Source organism: Armatimonadota bacterium, from assembly GCA_016223145.1.
Lineage (GTDB): Bacteria > Armatimonadota > Fimbriimonadia > Fimbriimonadales > Fimbriimonadaceae > Nitrosymbiomonas.
On sequence record JACRPN010000006.1, the window covers coordinates 174,986 to 192,364 of the forward strand.

The 17,379-nt window shown below is 61.4% G+C and carries 17 protein-coding genes and 1 pseudogene (1 of these 18 running past the window's edge); 10 read left to right on the forward strand and 8 right to left on the reverse strand.

Annotation, left to right across the window (positions count from 1 at the left end):
- Nucleotides 1-186 precede the first annotated feature (186 nt).
- Nucleotides 187-438 (reverse strand): 50S ribosomal protein L31, encoded by a 252-nt coding sequence (gene rpmE / locus HZC36_05025; protein MBI5706334.1) that lies wholly within the window; start codon nt 436-438, stop codon nt 187-189.
- 167 nt (nt 439-605) lie between these two features.
- Between rpmE and HZC36_05030 the strand changes: the two genes are divergently transcribed.
- Both HZC36_05030 and feoB read left to right on the forward strand, forming a co-directional pair.
- Nucleotides 606-848 (forward strand): FeoA domain-containing protein, encoded by a 243-nt coding sequence (locus HZC36_05030; protein MBI5706335.1) that lies wholly within the window; start codon nt 606-608, stop codon nt 846-848.
- Nucleotides 849-3,017 carry a ferrous iron transport protein B gene (gene feoB / locus HZC36_05035; protein MBI5706336.1) on the forward strand — a complete coding sequence of 723 codons (2,169 nt, stop codon included), beginning with the start codon at nt 849-851 and terminating at the stop codon, nt 3,015-3,017.
- Here feoB and HZC36_05040 read toward each other — a convergent pair.
- Entirely contained in the window at nt 3,003-4,076 is a 1,074-nt protein-coding gene (locus HZC36_05040) for a CapA family protein (GenBank protein ID MBI5706337.1), read from the reverse strand. The genes feoB and HZC36_05040 overlap by 15 nt on opposite strands.
- A 162-nt stretch (nt 4,077-4,238) precedes the next feature.
- Here HZC36_05040 and HZC36_05045 point away from each other — a divergent pair, with 162 nt between their 5' ends.
- Nucleotides 4,239-5,102 (forward strand): hypothetical protein, encoded by an 864-nt coding sequence (locus tag HZC36_05045; protein MBI5706338.1) that lies wholly within the window; start codon nt 4,239-4,241, stop codon nt 5,100-5,102.
- On the opposite strand, the gene HZC36_05050 is transcribed toward HZC36_05045, so the two are convergent.
- From HZC36_05050 to HZC36_05060, 3 genes are all read right to left on the reverse strand, one after another.
- On the reverse strand, nt 5,092-7,392 hold the full coding sequence (locus HZC36_05050; protein MBI5706339.1) for a tetratricopeptide repeat protein: 2,301 nt from the start codon (nt 7,390-7,392) through the stop codon (nt 5,092-5,094). The two genes, HZC36_05045 and HZC36_05050, sit on opposite strands and share 11 nt — an antisense overlap.
- 135 nt (nt 7,393-7,527) lie before the next feature.
- Nucleotides 7,528-7,797, reverse strand: a complete 270-nt coding sequence (locus HZC36_05055; protein ID MBI5706340.1) for a 30S ribosomal protein S20 — start codon at nt 7,795-7,797, stop codon at nt 7,528-7,530.
- A gap of 40 nt (nt 7,798-7,837) precedes the next feature.
- Nucleotides 7,838-9,655, reverse strand: coding sequence for a hypothetical protein (locus HZC36_05060; GenBank protein MBI5706341.1), 1,818 nt, complete (start codon nt 9,653-9,655; stop codon nt 7,838-7,840).
- Nucleotides 9,656-9,964: 309 nt separating this feature from the next.
- Here HZC36_05060 and HZC36_05065 point away from each other — a divergent pair, with 309 nt between their 5' ends.
- The 7 genes from HZC36_05065 (at nt 9,965) to HZC36_05095 (ending at nt 15,720) form a co-directional block, all read left to right on the forward strand.
- Nucleotides 9,965-10,633, forward strand: a complete 669-nt coding sequence (locus HZC36_05065; GenBank protein MBI5706342.1) for a prepilin-type N-terminal cleavage/methylation domain-containing protein — start codon at nt 9,965-9,967, stop codon at nt 10,631-10,633.
- On the forward strand, nt 10,630-11,775 hold the full coding sequence (locus tag HZC36_05070; protein ID MBI5706343.1) for an amidohydrolase family protein: 1,146 nt from the start codon (nt 10,630-10,632) through the stop codon (nt 11,773-11,775). The genes HZC36_05065 and HZC36_05070 overlap by 4 nt, the downstream gene beginning before the upstream one ends.
- Nucleotides 11,772-12,089, forward strand: a complete 318-nt coding sequence (locus HZC36_05075; GenBank protein MBI5706344.1) for an MGMT family protein — start codon at nt 11,772-11,774, stop codon at nt 12,087-12,089. Before HZC36_05070 ends, HZC36_05075 begins: the two co-directional genes overlap by 4 nt.
- A 5-nt stretch (nt 12,090-12,094) precedes the next feature.
- A complete protein-coding gene (gene tsaD / locus HZC36_05080) occupies nt 12,095-13,108 on the forward strand; it encodes a tRNA (adenosine(37)-N6)-threonylcarbamoyltransferase complex transferase subunit TsaD (protein MBI5706345.1) in 1,014 nt (337 codons plus the stop codon).
- A gap of 587 nt (nt 13,109-13,695) precedes the next feature.
- Complete coding sequence (locus tag HZC36_05085) at nt 13,696-14,130, forward strand: Hsp20/alpha crystallin family protein (protein ID MBI5706346.1); 435 nt, start codon at nt 13,696-13,698, stop codon at nt 14,128-14,130.
- Between the two features lie 102 nt (nt 14,131-14,232).
- Nucleotides 14,233-14,655, forward strand: a complete 423-nt coding sequence (locus HZC36_05090; protein ID MBI5706347.1) for a CBS domain-containing protein — start codon at nt 14,233-14,235, stop codon at nt 14,653-14,655.
- Nucleotides 14,656-14,823: 168 nt separating this feature from the next.
- On the forward strand, nt 14,824-15,720 hold the full coding sequence (locus HZC36_05095; protein ID MBI5706348.1) for a hypothetical protein: 897 nt from the start codon (nt 14,824-14,826) through the stop codon (nt 15,718-15,720).
- Nucleotides 15,721-15,906: 186 nt separating this feature from the next.
- Here the strand turns inward: HZC36_05095 and HZC36_05100 are convergent, their stop codons facing one another.
- The gene (locus HZC36_05100; GenBank protein ID MBI5706349.1) at nt 15,907-16,737 is read right to left on the reverse strand and encodes a hypothetical protein; all 831 of its coding nucleotides are present in this window, start codon (nt 16,735-16,737) and stop codon (nt 15,907-15,909) included.
- Nucleotides 16,734-17,379, reverse strand: a 646-nt coding sequence (locus tag HZC36_05105) for an LCP family protein (GenBank protein ID MBI5706350.1), incomplete at its 5' end; no start/stop codon positions are given. The genes HZC36_05105 and HZC36_05100, both read right to left, overlap by 4 nt.
- Nucleotides 17,359-17,379 (reverse strand): annotated as a pseudogene (locus HZC36_05110) (hypothetical protein); it runs 381 nt beyond the window's last position. The pseudogene HZC36_05110 and the gene HZC36_05105, both read right to left, overlap by 21 nt.

Here is a 17,379-nt window from a genome sequence, read left to right on the forward strand (position 1 = left end):
GCCCGAGCTCCGGGCCCGCTCTATGGGCCGATACGCTAATGATTATGGCAGGAAGCGTATGGGAGAGGAGGTCCGAGGTGCGTGGTGCGTGGCAAGTGGGACGTGAACCGATCAGCAAAAGAAAGGACCGGAGAGCAGGGCCCACGCAGATGAGCGCCCCAAAAGGAGAGAGGCGATCTTGAGCCCCTAGGCCTGCTCGGTATTCTGAATGCCGTATTTGCGCATAAAGCGCTCGACGCGGCCGGCCGTGTCGACCAGCTTCTTCTGGCCCGTGTAGAAGGGGTGCGTGAAGGCGCTGATTTCGCAGTTCACCACATAGTATGTGACGCCGTCGACCTCTCGGGTCTGGTTGGTCTTCATGGTGGAAGTGCCCTTCCATTCGTGGTCGCCGTCCACGAAGATGACCGGATGGAGAGTCGGATGGATGCTTGCCTTCATGCGAATACCCTGGCGCCGTTGGCGCGGACTCGTATTGTGGCATATCTGCCAAAGCGGAGGCAAGTTCGGCCAGTGCACGCCGACTTTGGCCGCTCTCGTACGTCTCTGAAGAGTGCGTGTGTGGTCCAATCCACACTCTTTGGGGTAGTTTAGACTGGATGGCAGCAGTGGCCGAAACGTTGCGATTTCAAGATGTGAAACAGGGCATGAGGGCTCGCGTGGTTTCTGCAACGTGCGAGAGCCCCGACTGCAGGCGGCTTCAGGAAATGGGCCTGACCCAAGGCGCTGAATTCACAGTGCTCAAGGTCGCGCCGCTGGGAGACCCCATCGAGATTCTGCTCCGCGGCTATCGGCTCTGCTTGCGTCGAAATGAGACGCATGGCGTCGTCGTCGAAGTGCTGGAGTTCTAGGTGGCGTTTTCGGTCCCCGGTCAAGACGGACTGTCGTGGGATGACGCTTTCATTGCCGTGGTCGGCAACCCCAATGCGGGGAAAACAACCCTCTTCAATGCGCTGACCGGCTCGCATCAAAGGGTCGCCAACTATGCCGGCGTGACGGTCGAACGCGTCTCCGGGAAGCTTCACATCGGAGGCCGAAACGTCGAGATCATCGATGTACCGGGGCTCTACTCTCTGGAACCCGTCTCCGAGGATGAGCGTGTGGCCGTGGACGTTATCGAGGGCCGCGCAGAGGGTGGACGCACCCCTTCGCTGCTGGTCTGTGTGATTGACGCCGGCAACCTGGAGCGTAACCTCTACTTCTTCAGCCAGCTCTGCGATCTACGAATTCCCGCCGTCGTTGCGCTGACCATGACGGACCTGGTCCGAAGGAACGGCTCAGACATCGACCTGCCGCGCCTGGCGAAGCTGCTCGGAGTGCAGGTAGTGCCCGTGGTGGCGCACCGCAAGCTCGGCCTCAAAGAGCTTCGGCAAGCGATTATGGACGGGCTTGAGGGGCAGAGGCCTCCGGAGCGGGACCTCGGCCCAACCAACGCCTTTGAGATGAAGGTGGCGGCCCTTTCCGAACGCCTCGCTCGGTCGGGCTTCGACGTACCTCGTGAGGAGGTGCGCGCCGCGCTGGAGGGCAAAGAGAGCGAGTTCGCGCAGAGCCTGAGCGAGGCTCCCGAACTCCTCGAAGCGTTCGAATCGGCCCGTGCGAGCCTGGAGGCGCTCGGTAAGGGCGATGCCGGCGCCGAGGTCGCGGACCGCTACCACTGGGCCGCTATGGTCCAGCGCGCCTGCGTCCACCAGACTGGAGCCCCAAAGGAGCAAGGTCTGACCGACAAACTCGACCTCGTGCTGACCCATAAGTTTCTTGGTTTGGCCCTTTTCGTCGGCGTTATGTATGTGGTGTTCCAGTCCATCTACACCTTCGCCCAGCCGCTGATGGAGGGGATCGGGTGGTGTTTCGATCGCCTGGGCGGGATGCTTTCGGCGCGGTTGGAGGGGGTCCCATGGCTTAAGTCGCTGGTGGTGGATGGGATTCTGATGGGCGTGGGCACGCTGCTGACCTTTCTGCCCCAAATCTGCATTCTCTTTTTGTTCATATCGATCCTGGAGGGAACGGGCTACCTCTCTCGAGCGGCGTTCATGATGGACCGGCTGCTCGGCTGGTGCGGGCTCAACGGACGGGCGTTCATCCCCTTGCTTTCGAGCTTTGCATGCGCGGTGCCCGGCATCATGGCGGCGCGAATTATGCCCGATAAACGGAGCCGTCTGGCGACCATCCTGGTGGCGCCGCTCATGAGCTGCAGCGCGCGGCTTCCGGTGTATCTGGTGCTCATCGGGGCGTTCATTCAGCCCGCTTATGGGTCCGCCGTCGCGGGAATCGCTCTGTTCGCGATGCACCTACTAGGTCTCTTTGTGGCGGTGCCAGTAGTCTGGGTGCTCAACCGAGGCCTCATCAAAGGCACGAAGCTGCCGTTCCTATTGGAGCTTCCGCCGTACCAGTGGCCCAAGTGGAGGGATGTCTGGATCGCCGTCTACTTCCGGGGCAAGGTGTTCGTGCAGACCGCGGGCACGATCATCGTCGTGATGTCGGTGATCATCTGGGCGCTGCTGTACTTCCCGCGCTCCGAAGAGGCGACCGCGCGATACAGGTCCGAGTTCGCGACCAGGAGGAACCAGACGGAAGTCTCCATGGACGCCTATGTCGAGGGCAGAATGCGCGAGAACTCCTACCTGGGGAGGTTTGGCAAGGCCATCGAACCCGCGTTTCTTCCTGCCGGATTCGATTGGCGGCTAACCACAGCCATCCTCTCCTCGTTCCCCGCACGCGAAACCATGGTCTCCGGAATGGGGATTCTCTTTGACGTCGGCGATGCGGCCGAGAACGAGGCGGGGCTGACCGAAGCCCTGAAGCGCGCCTCCTGGCCCGACGGAAGGCCGTTGGTGACGCCCTGGACGGCGGTTGGGCTCATGGTGTTCTTCGCGCTGTGCTGCCAGTGCATGTCGACGCTTGCGGCCATCCGCCGTGAGACCAACTCCTGGAAGTGGCCGGTGTTTGTCTTCACCTACATGACCGCCCTCGCGTACCTGGGCGCCGTGCTGGTGCACCAGTTGGAACTACGGTTCGGGTAGACGAAGGGCGGGAGTCGCCGCCACACCCAGAACCGGCAAGGCGCTCTTCTTGCTCGGATACGCCTTGGCAATGCGTCTACAAAGGCCCTTCCATGCCTCAAGCGCGCCCTTGACTTTGACCTTTCCGAGCACGCGGGTTCTGCCGCCCTGGATCGAGCAGGGCGTAACCTCGATGCTCCGCAAAGAAGCGCCCTCGAACGCCAGGGTAAAGACACCCGTCACGGCGGGCCGGGGAGACACGAGGTTTCCCAGCGAGTAGAGGATCGGCTTTCCCTTGTAGATCTCGGCACCCTGAAGCACGTGCGGGTGGTGGCCCACGACCAGGTCGGCGCCGGCATCGACGAAGGCCCGGCCCAGCGCCACCTGAAACGAATTGGGAAGGCTCTGGCGTTCAACCCCCCAGTGCAGCGCCACAATGAGCATCGAGCCGTCCGCCTTCTCTTGCTCCACGATCTCTTGGATCTTTGCGCGCGCCCTGTCGTTCACTGCGCCGATTCCCAGCCAGGCCACGCCTGGTTTGTCAAGGGTCGCGGGCGTGCAGTGGGCCGCTCCCTTGGCCGATTGAAACGCCAGAAGCGATAGAAACTTGATGCTTGGCGTGTTTCTTCGTTCCAAATGAGCCGATCTCCGAGCCTCCGCCAGGTTTGCTCCCGCGCCGGACCACACGATCCCTTTGGACTTCAGGAGGCCGGACATCTCCTTCAGCCCGGCGACCCCAAAGTCCATGGCATGGTTGTTGCCAAGACTGACGGCGTCGATCCCGCACCCGAAAAGGGACCCGATGTGCGCGGGGTCGGCCTTCAGGATGAACTGGGTCTTGGCCCGGAGCTCCGCGGGCGATTTGCGCCGCGTTGCCGTCTTCGCGGCGGTAATCGGAATCTCCAGGTTCACGATCGAGAGGTCCGCCTTTCGAAGGATCGGCGCCACTTCGGCCAAAGGTCGCGACTTCGGCGCGACCCCGTTCAGCATGACGTCGCCCCCAAGCGCCAAGGTCCATGTGCGTTCCTGCCCACCCTCGCCGCTGCTCAAAACGGCAAAGGCCAGCAAGGCGGCGGGCACGATCATCCCAAACCCGCCGGCAGGTAACTGGACCGTTCGCTCGCCATTTCACCGTAACGCATCGAAGCTTAGTTACGTATGGGACATAGGAAACGAATCGGCAATCTGTCAAAATGCTGCCAATCAGCCAGCCCAGCGCCGGCACCATCGGAGACTCTACTCATGAATCGCAAACCCCTTCTCGCAGCCCTGCCCGTCTTGTTCCTTTTCACGGTTGCTGCCATGCAGCAGGACGGCATTTTGCTCCGCCGCCAACTCAAAGAGGGCGAGCAGACCAACTACCGCATCGAAATCTCAGGCGACATGAAGGCTGACATCCCGACCATGGGCGAGCAGGACATGGGGATGAAGGGCGGCATGGACTATTCCATGAAGCTCGGTAAGGTGGACGGCAACAAGGCCGACGCCGAGATCCTCGTCTCCAACGTGAAGATGGAGGTCACAGGGCCGATGGCGGACATGGCGCCGCCCCAAGAGGCTCCCAAGGACCAGAAGTCGACGGGCAAGATCGATAACCTTGGCAGGGTCATCCTGAACAAGACCGCGGGCATGTCGCCGGAGCTTATGATGATGGCGGGCCCAGGCATGAACACGATGGGCCAGACGATCGAGTTTCCCGAAAAGGCCGTGAAGATCGGCGACACCTGGACGGTGACCGTGCCCAAGAGCCCGATGAGCGCCAAGGTGGACTCGCAGCTCACTGCAAAGCTGATCGGCGAGAGTGAGCTGGAAGGCGTCCCGGTTTATGAGATCACCCTGGAAGGCAAAACGCCCCTGGACATCGACTTCGCAGAGGTCCTAAAGGCCATGCCCGACAGCCCGATGGCTGGAATGCTGGGCGGCATGAGCATCTCTCTGAAGGGTAGCGTCGGCATCAAGTCCAAAGGCTTCTTCGAGAGGTCCACAGGCAAGGCGATCAAGCTTGAGACGACGCTTGACAACGACCAGACCATCAACATCGAGCAGATGGGCATGTCGGTGAAGACCGTCGGCAAGATCGTTATCAAGATGTCGCTTAAGAAGTAGGGGTTGCCTGAACGTCTTCCCAACTTTCGAGCTTCTTTCCGGCAAGATGAGCGCGGTGGGCTGCAGTCAGGAACCTCTCAAAGTCCCTGACCGACCCCTCGTCATGGAAGAGCTTCCCGCTGTTGGCGGCCACCTGGGCCGACCAGTCTTCGCGGAACGGCCGATCCGTCGCTGACCTTGCCGCAAGCGCTACAAACTCCTCGTCGGTATCAGCCGCCAACGGTTCCAGGCCCATCATCCTATAGAGTCCCGAGGTCATGCGTCCCCGCATCAGGCTTCCGTTCCAGGTCACTACCGGCACGCCAAGCGCGAAGCAAAGGTAAGTCGTAAACCCGCCCGTGAAGTGCTTCGTGTCGATCACGGTATCGGCCGCCTGCAGGGCGCCCTGGAACGCGCTGCGATCCAATCGCGGCGAGAAGCGAACCCTTTCGGCAAGTGTGCCGAGGCTCCGACGGAATCGATTCCGAAGGAGGTCCCCCCACTCGGGGTGCAAGCCCTCGAAGAACAGCAAGTGGGCCTTGGGGTCAGCCTCCAAGATGCCCTTGAGCGCGATGTCGAACTCAGGATGGACCTTGGGAAGCGACTGTGCGCAGAGGTATAGGTGGGATTCCTCCGGAACCCCCAAGTCGCGCTTGGAGACCGAACTGGGTGACAGCGTCGGCGGGTCGATGTAGGTGTACAGCCTCGGAAGCTGGATAAGGGTCTCGGAGTAGTGCTCTTCGGCTCCTTCGGGCTCGAAGGCCGAGGTGGACAGGAAGTAGTCGACATTGGGCACTCCGCTCGTGTCTGGGAATCCCCAAAGCAGAACCTGCACCGGCGCAAGGCGGCTGTAGCTGAGGAAGCTGGTGAGCGGCTCTGCCCCGAAATCCGTGAAAAGCAGCAGGTCGAGCTCTGCCTCGGCGATCGCCTCTCTGGAATGGGCCAAATGCCCTTCGAGCAGCACGACACGGTCTGCAACCCCTTCCAGGGCCTCCTGGACGGGGTCTGAAGGCCGCCCCACGCGAAAGAGAATCACGTCGAACCGGCTGCGGTCGAGCTTTCGAAACAACCCAGACATCACGTGGGCGATCGTGTGGTCCCACATGAAGGCGCTGCAGACCCCCACACGGATCTTCTGTTCGGAGCGAGGTTTGCGTTGCTGAAGGCTCTCCGCCTCCCAGGCCAGCTCGGGGCAAACGGCCAGATAGGCCCTGGAAATGGCCTCTTGAAGCTGCCTGCTGGGTACCCCCTGATAGGTGGGCAGGGAGTGCATCGCGCCGACCTCGGCAAAAGGGTCTCTGAGCTTGGCCCCGGAGCGCCTAAGCGCCTCATAGTCCGAGAACATCCGGGACCGCACGTGCTCGATCTGCTCCTGCGATTCGAGGATGACCGGCGCCACCCGCGCGTTCAGAAACCTGAGTCCCGGGTGTTGCGAACCCCCAAGCCGCGCCGCGGTTTCACACTGTTTCTTCGCCTGCTCATAGAGCCCCTTTTCAGCCCAGATTCCGGCGAGATTGGCGTAGGTGATGGGCAGATCGGGGCGCAAGGACTGGACTCGCTGGTAGATGCGCACGGCCTCGTCGAACCGTTTTAGGCCCACAAGCGCCTGCGCCTTCTTGAAAAGAATCTCGGGGTCGTTTGGCCTGATCCTGTCGAGCTTCTCGAATAGGAGCAACGCCTGGTCCATTTCTCCAATACCGGCATAGGCGCCGGCAACACGGCTCAGCGCGCCGAAGTCCGAGCCCGCCATTTCGGCCCCCTGCTCAAGGAGCTCGAGACACTCGGCCGTCTTTCCCAACGCGGCTTTGGTGCGGGCAAGCCCGATAACGGCGGGGAAGTGGAGGGAGTTGAGTTCCAGCATCTCCCCGAACACCTGCTCGGCCACTTCGAACTGCCTGAGCGCCGTGTGGCAGATTCCGATGAGCTCTCGGGCGTCCATGTCGTAGGGTTCGCTCTCCAGCCTGGCCATGCTTTGGCGAATGGCCTCTTCGTGCCGCCCAGCCTGAAAAGCCTGGATCGCCGCGGCAAGAGGGTGGCCGCTGGGAGGAGGGGGAGGCCCGGCGCTTTGCCTGGCGACCTGCTGCTTGATCCACTTCTTCTGGAGGTTGCCCATCGAGAATTCAGTATAGAGCAGGTCGTCTCGGAGGGTGAAGGCGGTGAGGGAGTTGGTGCCGAGGGGTGGAAGGGTGATGAGGAAGGTGAGGCCGCTACAGAGTGCGGCGGCCTCGCGCAGCCTTGACCGAGATGCCGGCAGATCACACAGAGTCTTTGTAGCCGCCGGTCCGGTGCCGGCGCTCTGCCGGACGATCACACAGAGTTCGCAAACCTACTCCGAGGCTGCAGTCAAGGCGAGCCAGGCAGGGCGATCATAAGTCCTCCAATCAACACAAAGCGGACCTCAGCCACTGGCTGAGGTCCGCCCAAAATGATCTCAAAGCAGGAGCGACTACTTCGCGGCGGCTTTGTTGGCTGCCTTGGCGGCGCGGGACTTGCGGCGGGCGGCCTGGTTCTTGTGAATGATGCCGTGCTCGGCGGCTTTGTCCAGCGCGCTGGAGGCCTTTGAGAGGGCCGTGCCGGTCTTCGTGGTGTCGCCCGCAGCGGCAGCCTGTCGCACGCGCTTGACGAACGTCTTCAGGGCGGTTTTGACGCTTTGGTTGCGCTCGCGGCGCTTCTCGGTCCTTCGCAGGTCCTTCTTCGATGATCGCTTGTTTGCCATGGTAGGTTAGAGGGAGGGATTGTACCCCGCAGAAGCGGCGTTACTTTTTGATGAACTTCTTCTTGGTCTTGTCGAAGCCGAGTTCGATCTTCTTGTTGTCAAAGTGCCAGACCGGTGATCCGGATCGCTGGTAGAAGCACTGATAGCAGGAAAGAAGCGAGGCGACGAGCCTGCGCGTGCTGCGGCGCACCACGTTGGTTTCCGCCAGCAGGGTCAGGAAGTCCGCGCCCTTCGGCCAGTGATGCATCACCTCGACAAGGATGTCGAGAGTGCTCATGTTTTCGCTTCGCGACTGAATCTCCCTCAGGAGCTCCATGCGCTGCGAGCTGATGTAGAGCAGAGGGTCGGTCTGGTCTTCCCAGGCGAACTCAAAAACGTTCGGTTTCTCGGTTTTCGCGAGCGTAAAGACCGCGCCGCTCTCCACGGGTTGCTCGAACCACCAGTCGATGAGGTTATAGAGCAGCCGGGCCTCGGTGTTCGCCCAAACCTGGAGCTCCTTGCCGTTCGGATCCATGAAGATGAGCTCTTGCACCGAAGGCTGCTCGTCCAGAAAGCCCGTCGGAATCTGGCAGAGCGGAAAGGTGCCAAGCTCGCGGTGGATCGACTTCAGCACGAGCCGGATCTTCTCGGGAATCTGCTTGGGCCGAGGCATCGCGTCCTCGTCCAAAACGTCGGTCGCCAGAGGGTGAGAAAGGAGCTTCCGCAGCGAGCTGGAGAGGCCGTCGTCGTTGACCTCGACGTCGATTGGGTCGCCCTCCGGATCCAGGAATGGCGAAGGCGCGTATTGGAACAATTCCGGAACGGAGTAAACGAACTCGGGCGCCGACTCCGGCTTGCGGAATCGGTCCGCGCCAACCCACCACACGGCCTTTTCGGCTTGCAGCGCGCCGACCAGGTTGGCAAGGTCGTCGGGATAGGTCTTGTTGCCGACCGTAATCTCGTAAAACTCCTCGAGCAGCGAAGTTGCCGTAACGGTGGTTTCGCCGGCGATGATCCGCTTGATCGCCTTGTCAAGATCGGCCTGTTTGATGTCGATCGGAGCGGCATCCTCGACGTCCAGCGTCGGAGCGAGTTTGTCAGCCAGCCGCACGGCGGTGCTGATCCATTTCTTGGTTTCCGCTTCGGGATACACGACGCCATCGGCCCCATACACGTAGCCGGGCACGCTGATCAGCTTGGCAAAGAACTCTCGGCCGTCAAAGACGAGAGTACCGGCAGGATTCTCGGGCTTGAGGGCTTGCCACGCGACGGCTGCGAGGGTTTTCGCTGAAATGGGGGCGGCGGCGGCGAGCGCCTTCGAAATCGCGTCGGAAGCGCGCCAGTCGATTCCTGCGAGCTTGGAAGCCGCGGCCTCCACATCCTCGCTGTTCACACCATAGAGCTCAAAGGCTCGGTCGGAGCTCTCGTCGTAGCCAAGGAATGCCCAGGCCGAAAGCGCGACCATGCCGTCTGGGGTCACGACGAACTCTTTCGCGCTGTCAAGGATCCTACGCAGACGCGGGCCGACCGCTTCCACGGGCTCCTGCCGGATTCGCGCGACCTCAGTCACGACGGCGTCGATCGACATCGGGCCGCCAAAGAGGTCCACAATCAGCCGTACGGCCTCGGCATAGGGTCGGCCCACCCCAGCCACGCGGGAGTTGGGGATCCACTTACGCTCAAAATAGGCAAATCGATCCGGGTTGGAAGCAAGAAGCGCTCGCACCGCCCCAAGGCCAAGGCCGGCTTTTGAGAGCCGCTCGGCGAGATCGCCAAGCTTGATCGCCGACTCCATTTCGGTCAGTTGTTCCAGGATCAGGCGGTCGGCGTAGGATCTCGCGGATTGCTCTTCGGGCTTAATGGAAATCGTCTTGGCCAAGTCAGAACCTCAGTTTGCTGAACGGAGCCCGGTCCATCGGCCGTCTGCCTGGTTCAGGCAGGCGCGTGGGCGGGGCTTGTCAAGCAAAGAGAAATTATGGCAGGTAAGTGGGGCCTGAGGCAATAGCCTGGGCTAGGGATGATCGAGGGTGAGGGAATACCTTCGTGAAGAGACGTCCACGATAGTCCAAGAGCCACAGTGTCAACCCAGGGCAACTTCTGGCAGGCATCTTCGATCAGCAGCAAAAACTCCCTGTCTCACTAGCAATGGGCGCAGAAACACTCTGGAACCGATGTATCATCTTCCAGGATGCGACGCGCTTTCACGTTGATCGAGCTTCTGGTCGTCATCGCGATCATCGCGATTCTCGCGGCGCTGCTCTTTCCCGTGTTCGCCCGAGCCAAAGCAGCCGCGAAAAAGACCGCGTGCATCAGCAACTTGAGGCAGATCGGCCAGGCGTTCGCTCTCTACATGGGCGACTATGACGACTACTTCCCCCGAGGCATCGACCCCGTGGACAAGTTCCGGCCGGAAATCTGGGATTCGCACTCCGAGTGGCGCGACCAGCTTCCGTTCATGCCCTTGCTTTCCGACGTCATGCAGCCCTACATCAAGAGCCACGAGCTGTTCCACTGCCCCTCAGATTCCGGGACGCAATGTGTCGACAATAACTGGCCCCTTCAGCTACCCTCGTCGCCAAGCCTGTTCCAGGTGTATGGCTCCAGCTACTTCTATCGCACGGAGATCGCTTTTCGGCAGGCCTCGCAAACCTCGCTGCAGGAACTGGCGCGAACGAACGTGCTCTTCGACGCCGCCGGGAACTGGCACCCCAACGCTTCGCGCCTGGAGCCCGACGACGACTGGAATACGGTCTGGAGCAAGCTCAGGGACTACCGCTATAACGTCATGTACGGCGACTTCCACGTGAAGCATGTGACCTACGACCAGCTTCAGGGCAACTGGTACCAAGACCTGTGACCTTGAGGCCGTTTGGGATTGTCCTCAACGGGACGCTGGAACTTGGCTTGGAAGTCGAGCTTTACGCCCGGGTGGTCGCGGAGATTCGCCCGCACCGTGGCGTTCCCGATCCCTACATCCTGTCGCCGGCGTTCGTGAACGCGCACTCGCACCTGGAATACCGGGGCCTCCAAGGCGCCATGCAGGAAACGCAATGGTGGCCCTGGGTTCGGGAAATCACAGATCGAAAGCGGGAGCAAAAGCTACAGGACGTCCGCCGCGATGCGCTCCTGGCCGCCCAGGAGAACGTGCGCACGGGGGTCGGACTCATCGGCGAGCACACCGACCGTCCCGTCAGTGCCGAAGCCCTGGAAGCCGCAAAGCTGCCCGGCGTGCTGTTCCAGGAGGTGATCACCTTCTTCGAAGCCGAGGCTCCTGCGGAGAAGCTCAGATCGGTGGCCGCGCGCGCAGAAGAGCAGCGACGGGCAGGATGCGCACCGGTGTTCTTGAACCCACACGCGGTCTACACCGTGGACCAAGACACCCTATCGAGCTTTGGTGCATCCTCCGATCCGATCAGCCTCCACTTGGCGGAGTCGCCCGAAGAATCGCGGTTCACAAGGGAGGGCGCGGGCCCGATTGCGGAGATGTACCGACGCTTTGGCGTACCGTACAAGCCTACGGGCAAGTCGGTTTACGAAACGGCCCGCGACTTGGGCTTGGTGAGACCTGGGGCGCAACTGGTCCATTGCTGCGACCTCTCGCCGAGAGAAATCGAGGACCTGGCGCAACATGGCGCGAAGGTCGCGCATTGTCCCCGCTCAAACCAGGCTCTCGGGTGCCCCGCGGCCAAGGTCCGCGAGATGCTGGATGCAGGAGTCATGGTCGGGCTGGGGATGGATTCGCCGGCGTCGGGCGGCCCGATCGACATGTTCGAGGAGATGCGCGCCGCGCTTGCGGTCTCGGCGTCCCGCGGGGCGGGGTTGAGCCCCGAGGAGGTCTGGCGTATGGCGACCTCGATGGGGGCTGCGTCGCTAGGAAGGGTGGGGTGGGAGATTCAAGCTGGGGCCAACATCCCGCTCATCAAGGTCCATTTGGACGATGCCAGCGCCACGGAAGACGTGATTCTCCGGGGCTCTCCAACCAAGGTGGAGCGCGTATGAGCAAGGAGCCATCACCGATCCTCCTGAACCTCTGGGACCTCGTCTCGCGCATTCCGCCGGGACGGTGCGTAGCGTACGGTGTGCTTGGCCAGGCGCTGGATCGGCCGGTATCCGGGAAGCTGGTGGGGATGTGGATGGCCCAGTGCCCCGAGGGTCTACCTTGGTGGCGCGTCGTGGCGAAGGACGGCCGCCTGCCCATCCATCGTCGCGACCCTCGGTTCGCCAAACTGCAGCGGGAGAAGCTGGACCAGGAGGGCGTCCCGTTCGTGGAGGACCGCGTCGATATGCTTCAATCGGAGTGGATTCCCGAATAGGCCCGATGACCCCATTTCCGCTTTTCGATGGACCCGTTTTGGGTATCGAGACCAGTTGCGACGAGACCAGCGCGGCGGTTCTCGATGGCCTCAACGTGCGATCCAACGTCGTTTCGTCCCAGGTGGACCTGCACCGGCGGTGGGGCGGCATCGTGCCGGAAGCCGCTTCACGGGCCCACGTCGAGGCGCTGCTTCCCGTCGTTCATCAGGCGCTGGGAGAGGCGGGCATGGTTCTTTCTGAGGTCAGAGGGATTGCCGTCACGAGTCGGCCTGGCTTGGTCGGTGCGCTCAGCGTGGGGGTCTCGGCGGCGAAGGGCTTCGCGTTAGCGCTCGGCGTTCCCATGATCGGCGTCCACCACCTGGAGGGGCACCTGCTCAGCCCATTTCTCGATCAGCCCGACCTGACGTTCCCCCACATCTGTCTGCTGGCCTCGGGCGGGCACACCGAAGTGGTATTGCTCAGGGGTCTGGGAGACTATGGCTTGCTCGGCCAGACCCGCGACGATGCCGCCGGCGAGGCGTTCGACAAGTCCGCACGGCTTCTGGGCCTCGGCTATCCGGGCGGGCCTGCTATCCAGAAGGCTGCCGAAACCGGAGAACCAAAGGCCTACAAACTGCCCAGAGGGCTCCATGGCGAGGCGACTCTGGACTTCAGTTTCAGCGGCCTCAAAACCGCCGTGCTAAGGCTTGTCGAGAGGGAGGGGGCGGCGCTTGACGTTCCTTCGGCGGCGGCCTCGGTGCAGGAAGCGATCGCCCACGTGCTCGTGCAGCGGTCGGTCGAGGCTTGTCGGCAAGCGGGTTGCGACGTGCTTACACTAGCTGGAGGAGTGGCCGCCAATATGCGGCTGCGGTCTCTCGCAACGGAGACCTGCCATCGTGAGGGCATCCGGTTCGCCTCCCCCCGTGGGTCGCTCTGCACCGACAATGCCGCCATGATCGCACTTGCCGGGTCGGCTCGTCTTGCGCGTGGCGACAAAAGCGGATTTGACCTAGAGCCGATTGCGAGTGCGACCCTATAGGGAACTGTTGAGAAAGGTATAGCCCAGGCGTCTCACCTGGGTGATTTAGGTTCAGGGACTGTAGTTTTTTGAGGGCTAGACCAGCGTTTCTCAACATTCGCCATAGTGGTCCGGGAAGGGCGTCCGCGAAAGGTGTTTGGCACTTGCCGGCTGTTGTTTGGGGTCCTGCAAAGCTGCCGACGACCTAGAGCACATCCCAGGCATTTGAGTGGCGCCCCTTCAGGTATTGCCACCTGCGGAGTGGCTGATACCGGGGCTCCGCCGTTGTCTTTCACCTTTTGGCCCCTGGGACCTCCAAGGCAGACCCCCGAAGAAGAACTCAGGCCAAGCGCATCGACGGGCCCTGGCAAAACCCATCCCGCAATAGCCGGCGGGAGAAATCAATCCATACTGCGAATGATTCCTTCGCGAGCCTGTATTGGCCCCGAAAGTGGGCCGCCTCTGCCATCATAGAGATAGCGGTTCTCTAGCTCTGCTGGAAGCCGCGGCCCGAAACAGATCCTTCCTTCTGCTCACAGATTCAAGCCCTGATTCGAACCGCTCCAGCGAGGCCTGATGGCCGCGAACCTAACCGTGGAGGCGATTCGATGATCACGAGATTCCCAGTCATGCCCCTTCGTCAGGCGGACCGTATCTCAAAGATGATGGAAGACCTCTTCCGGGAGCCCGACGAACTCAGGAAGGGGTGGTTTCCCACAGTAGACGTCAAAGAGACCGACAAAGAAGTGGTCTTCACGATGGACGTTCCCGGCGTAAAAGATGAGGACATCATCGTCGAGCTCATCAACGACATGCTGACGATTCGCGGCACAAGAGACCTTGAGAAAGAGGAGCGTCGCGATGACTACCTACGAATTGAGCGAGAAACGGGCGCCTTCCAGCGCACCTTCACGCTGAGCTTTCCCGCCAAGCCCGAGAAGGTCGTCGCCGAATGCCACAGAGGCGTTCTCAAGGTGACGGTGCCGAAAGAGCAGGCGGCGCATACGCACCGCATCAAGGTGCTGGCCAACGGCAACGAATAGGCCCTAAAAAACCGAGGGGGGCGGCTTGCCGTCCGCCTTCCCTCTACGACACGTTGCAGCATTTCGACCGCGACCTACCAAGGGGTTGCAGGGAGAGTTGATATGAGCCTGGGCAAACTTGCAAACAAAGACGTTGTGAAGGTCGCCCCAACAACCAGCGTGGCGGAAGCCGCCCGAATGATGGACCTCAAGAACGTGGGCTGCCTGCTGGTCATGGAAGGTGAGAAGCTGATCGGCGTCCTGACGGATCGAGACATCGTGCTCCGAGTGGTCAACATGGAACGCAATGCCTCGGAGACTAAGGTGTCACAAGTGATGACCGAGAACCCGGAAACGCTTGAAGACAGCCTTGGCCTATCCTCAGCGCTTCAGAAGATCAGGGGAAAGAGGTTTCGAAGGTTTCCGGTGAGGGACCAAAAAGGTTCGATCGTGGGGATTTTCACGGTCGACGATCTTGTGTTTCTCCTTGGAAAGGAGCTGTCGGTAATTGGCGAAATCCTGGAGCGTGAAAGGGCGCTCATCTAATTTGGCATGCGTTTCGAGATGGGCGTCTGATCGCCTTCAGGATTTCTGACAAGGAGAGAGCTCGCTAGCGGCGCGTCTTCTGACCCCAGGCGCGCCGCTTCATTTTGCCTGAAGCGGCCTTTGCCCATCGTCCATCTGCGCGCGGCTCTCCTCAAGTATCCTCAGGCTGTGAACATCGTCGAATTCGCGCCTGCCGGCAAGTGCCTTCGCCTGGATTTGGGAGAGGCAGAAGCGCTCGTGACCCTTGAAGTCGGCCCCCGCATCCTCTACTTTGGCCCCAAGGGCGGCCCCAACATGCTCAAGGTCTATCCTGACGGAGGCAGCTTGGGCGAGCACGGTATGAAGCACTATGGCGGGCACCGGCTGTGGTACGGCCCGGAGGATCGCGATGTGACCTACCAGCCCGACAACGACCCCGTCGAGAGGACGGACGTCGACGGCTGGCTCGGGTTTGCGAGCCGTACAAACCGCTACGGAATCCAGAAGCAGATCTCGGTCAGGCCGAAGCCGAAGGCACTAGGTCTCGACCTTCGCCATGTTGTGACGAACCGTTCCACCCAACCCGCCACGCTGTTTCCGTGGGCGCTGACCGTCATGGCGCAAGGCGGAACATGCCTCATTCCGATGCCGCCCTTCCGTGCCCACACCGAGGACTTGCTTCCCGCCGCCTCGATGGTCTTGTGGAGCTACACCAGCCTCAACGATCCAAGGTGGACTTGGGGAACCCACGTGAGTCGGCTGGCTCAGCGTGACCTGCCAACCCCCCAGAAACTAGGCGCACTGATCAAGCAGGGGTACGCCGCATACGCGAACTTCGGGCATCTCTTCATCAAGCGGTTCGACTACCATGAAGGTGCGGCCTATCCCGACTTGGGCTGCAACTTCGAAACGTTCACCAACGCGGAGATGCTCGAGGTTGAGAGCGTCGGTCCTGAGGTCACGCTGGTTCCCGGAGAGTCGGCCGAGCTGCGAGAGTCCTGGAGCTTGATCCTGGATGCTGTTCCACCGGTGGAGGATGAAGCGTGTGGAATGTGGTTGAGAAAGATTGTTGAAGGGTTGACGTAGCTGTTCTTGCTCTCTCCCGGTTCACTTCGTTCACCGACCTCTCCCTCAAGGGGCGAGGTGGTTCTGGACTCCAGACCACTGACCCGAAACCGCGGACCTTGGACCCAACACCCCAGACCTCGGACCTCGGACCTCGGACCTCGGACCCAATACCCCAGACCTCAGGCCTCGGCCCCCAGACCCCCCTTACCGATCACCCCAAAGCCCGATCGGGTCGGAGCCGCGATGCTGGATCAACGCACTGCTGGGTTTGAGGATTGTCACGTGGCCATCCCCCATCAGAGCCTTGATGCCGCTCGTGTGGCGCGAAACGCCGTCCGACCGGAAGCTCCCGCCGCTCGACCGGGGGAACGCGAGCCGCGTCACCGCCCGAGTCTTGGGGTCTAGCGTTTCGTTGCCCGTGTCCCAGCCAATGACGAACCCGTCATAGGGAAGCGGCTTGCCGTCCACCTTGAAGGGGTGGGGGTCGAAAGTTTCCTCCGAGCCCAAGTTGGAGGTCTCCGAAGCGATCACTTCGCCCGAGGGATCAGCCATGTAGGAGACCGGCTGCAGGTCCCAGAGTCGGTAGAAGCCGTATGAGGAAGCAATGAGCCGGCTCTGGATTCCCTTGGCAGTAAGCTCCGATCCACCGACGTTGTAGGTCAGCTCCTGCTCGGCGGCTGCAGGGCACTGAAACGAGGCCCGGCGGCTCATCCCTGGCGCAATCAGGCTGATCCAGGTGTTGGCGCCTCCCCGCTCCATCAGGGGCATCCCGCCGGCGTCTGTGGCGTAGGCAGGGGGAAAGCGGTTGTCGTTGTCCGAGAGGTAGAAGCTCAGCGCCGTGAAGATCTCCTTCATGTTCTTGGTGCAGACCGCTTCCTCAGATCTCTGCTTGAGATTCTGATAAACGAGCCCTAAGAACACAAGAAGGAAAGGCAAGAAACCGGCAAGCAATAGAATATCCCGCTTGGAGATGTACTGATTTCGCCTACGGTCCTCGGCATCGGCAAGGTCGAGCGGCTCTGCGCTCGAGCTCATCGGCTCGTCACCTTGTTCCCGGCCATGGGATCCTCGACGAGAAAGTTCTCTCTCAGCGTTTGGTCGAGCTTGTCGATGTCCAGGTTCAGGTTGCTGCCTCGGCCCGGAAGTGTGGGCAGGTTCGACATCTTGATGTTGTCAGCGGGCAGGCCCTTGGCAAAGTCGGCGAGGGCGATCATCTCTTCGCCCTCAAGGCCGCCGCCGAGCAATTCGACCGCCTTGTTGCTCAGGGGTGCGATCAAGCCCGGATTGCGCATCACCCCGTCTTTGATTGCGAGCATCAGGTCGCGTTGGCGCTCCATGCGGTGAAAGTCGTCATCCGAGTGTCGAAACCGCGCAAAGCACATCGCCTGATAGCCGTCCATGTGCTGCCGGCCCTTCTTGAAGTCGATATAGAGCTTGGCAGCGCGGTCGGTGTATTTCATGTTCTTGGGAACGTAAAGGTCCACACCACCAACCATGTTCACGATGTCCTGAAAGGCGTCGTAGTTGAGCACGACGACCTTGTCGATCGGCACTCCAAGCACCTCTTCAGCAGCCTTCTTTGCCAGGTCCGGCCCCCCGATCGAGTGGTATGCGTTGATCTTCTTGGCACTGTAGCCGGGAAGCTGCACCTCCAGGTCACGCGGAATGGAGACGCCC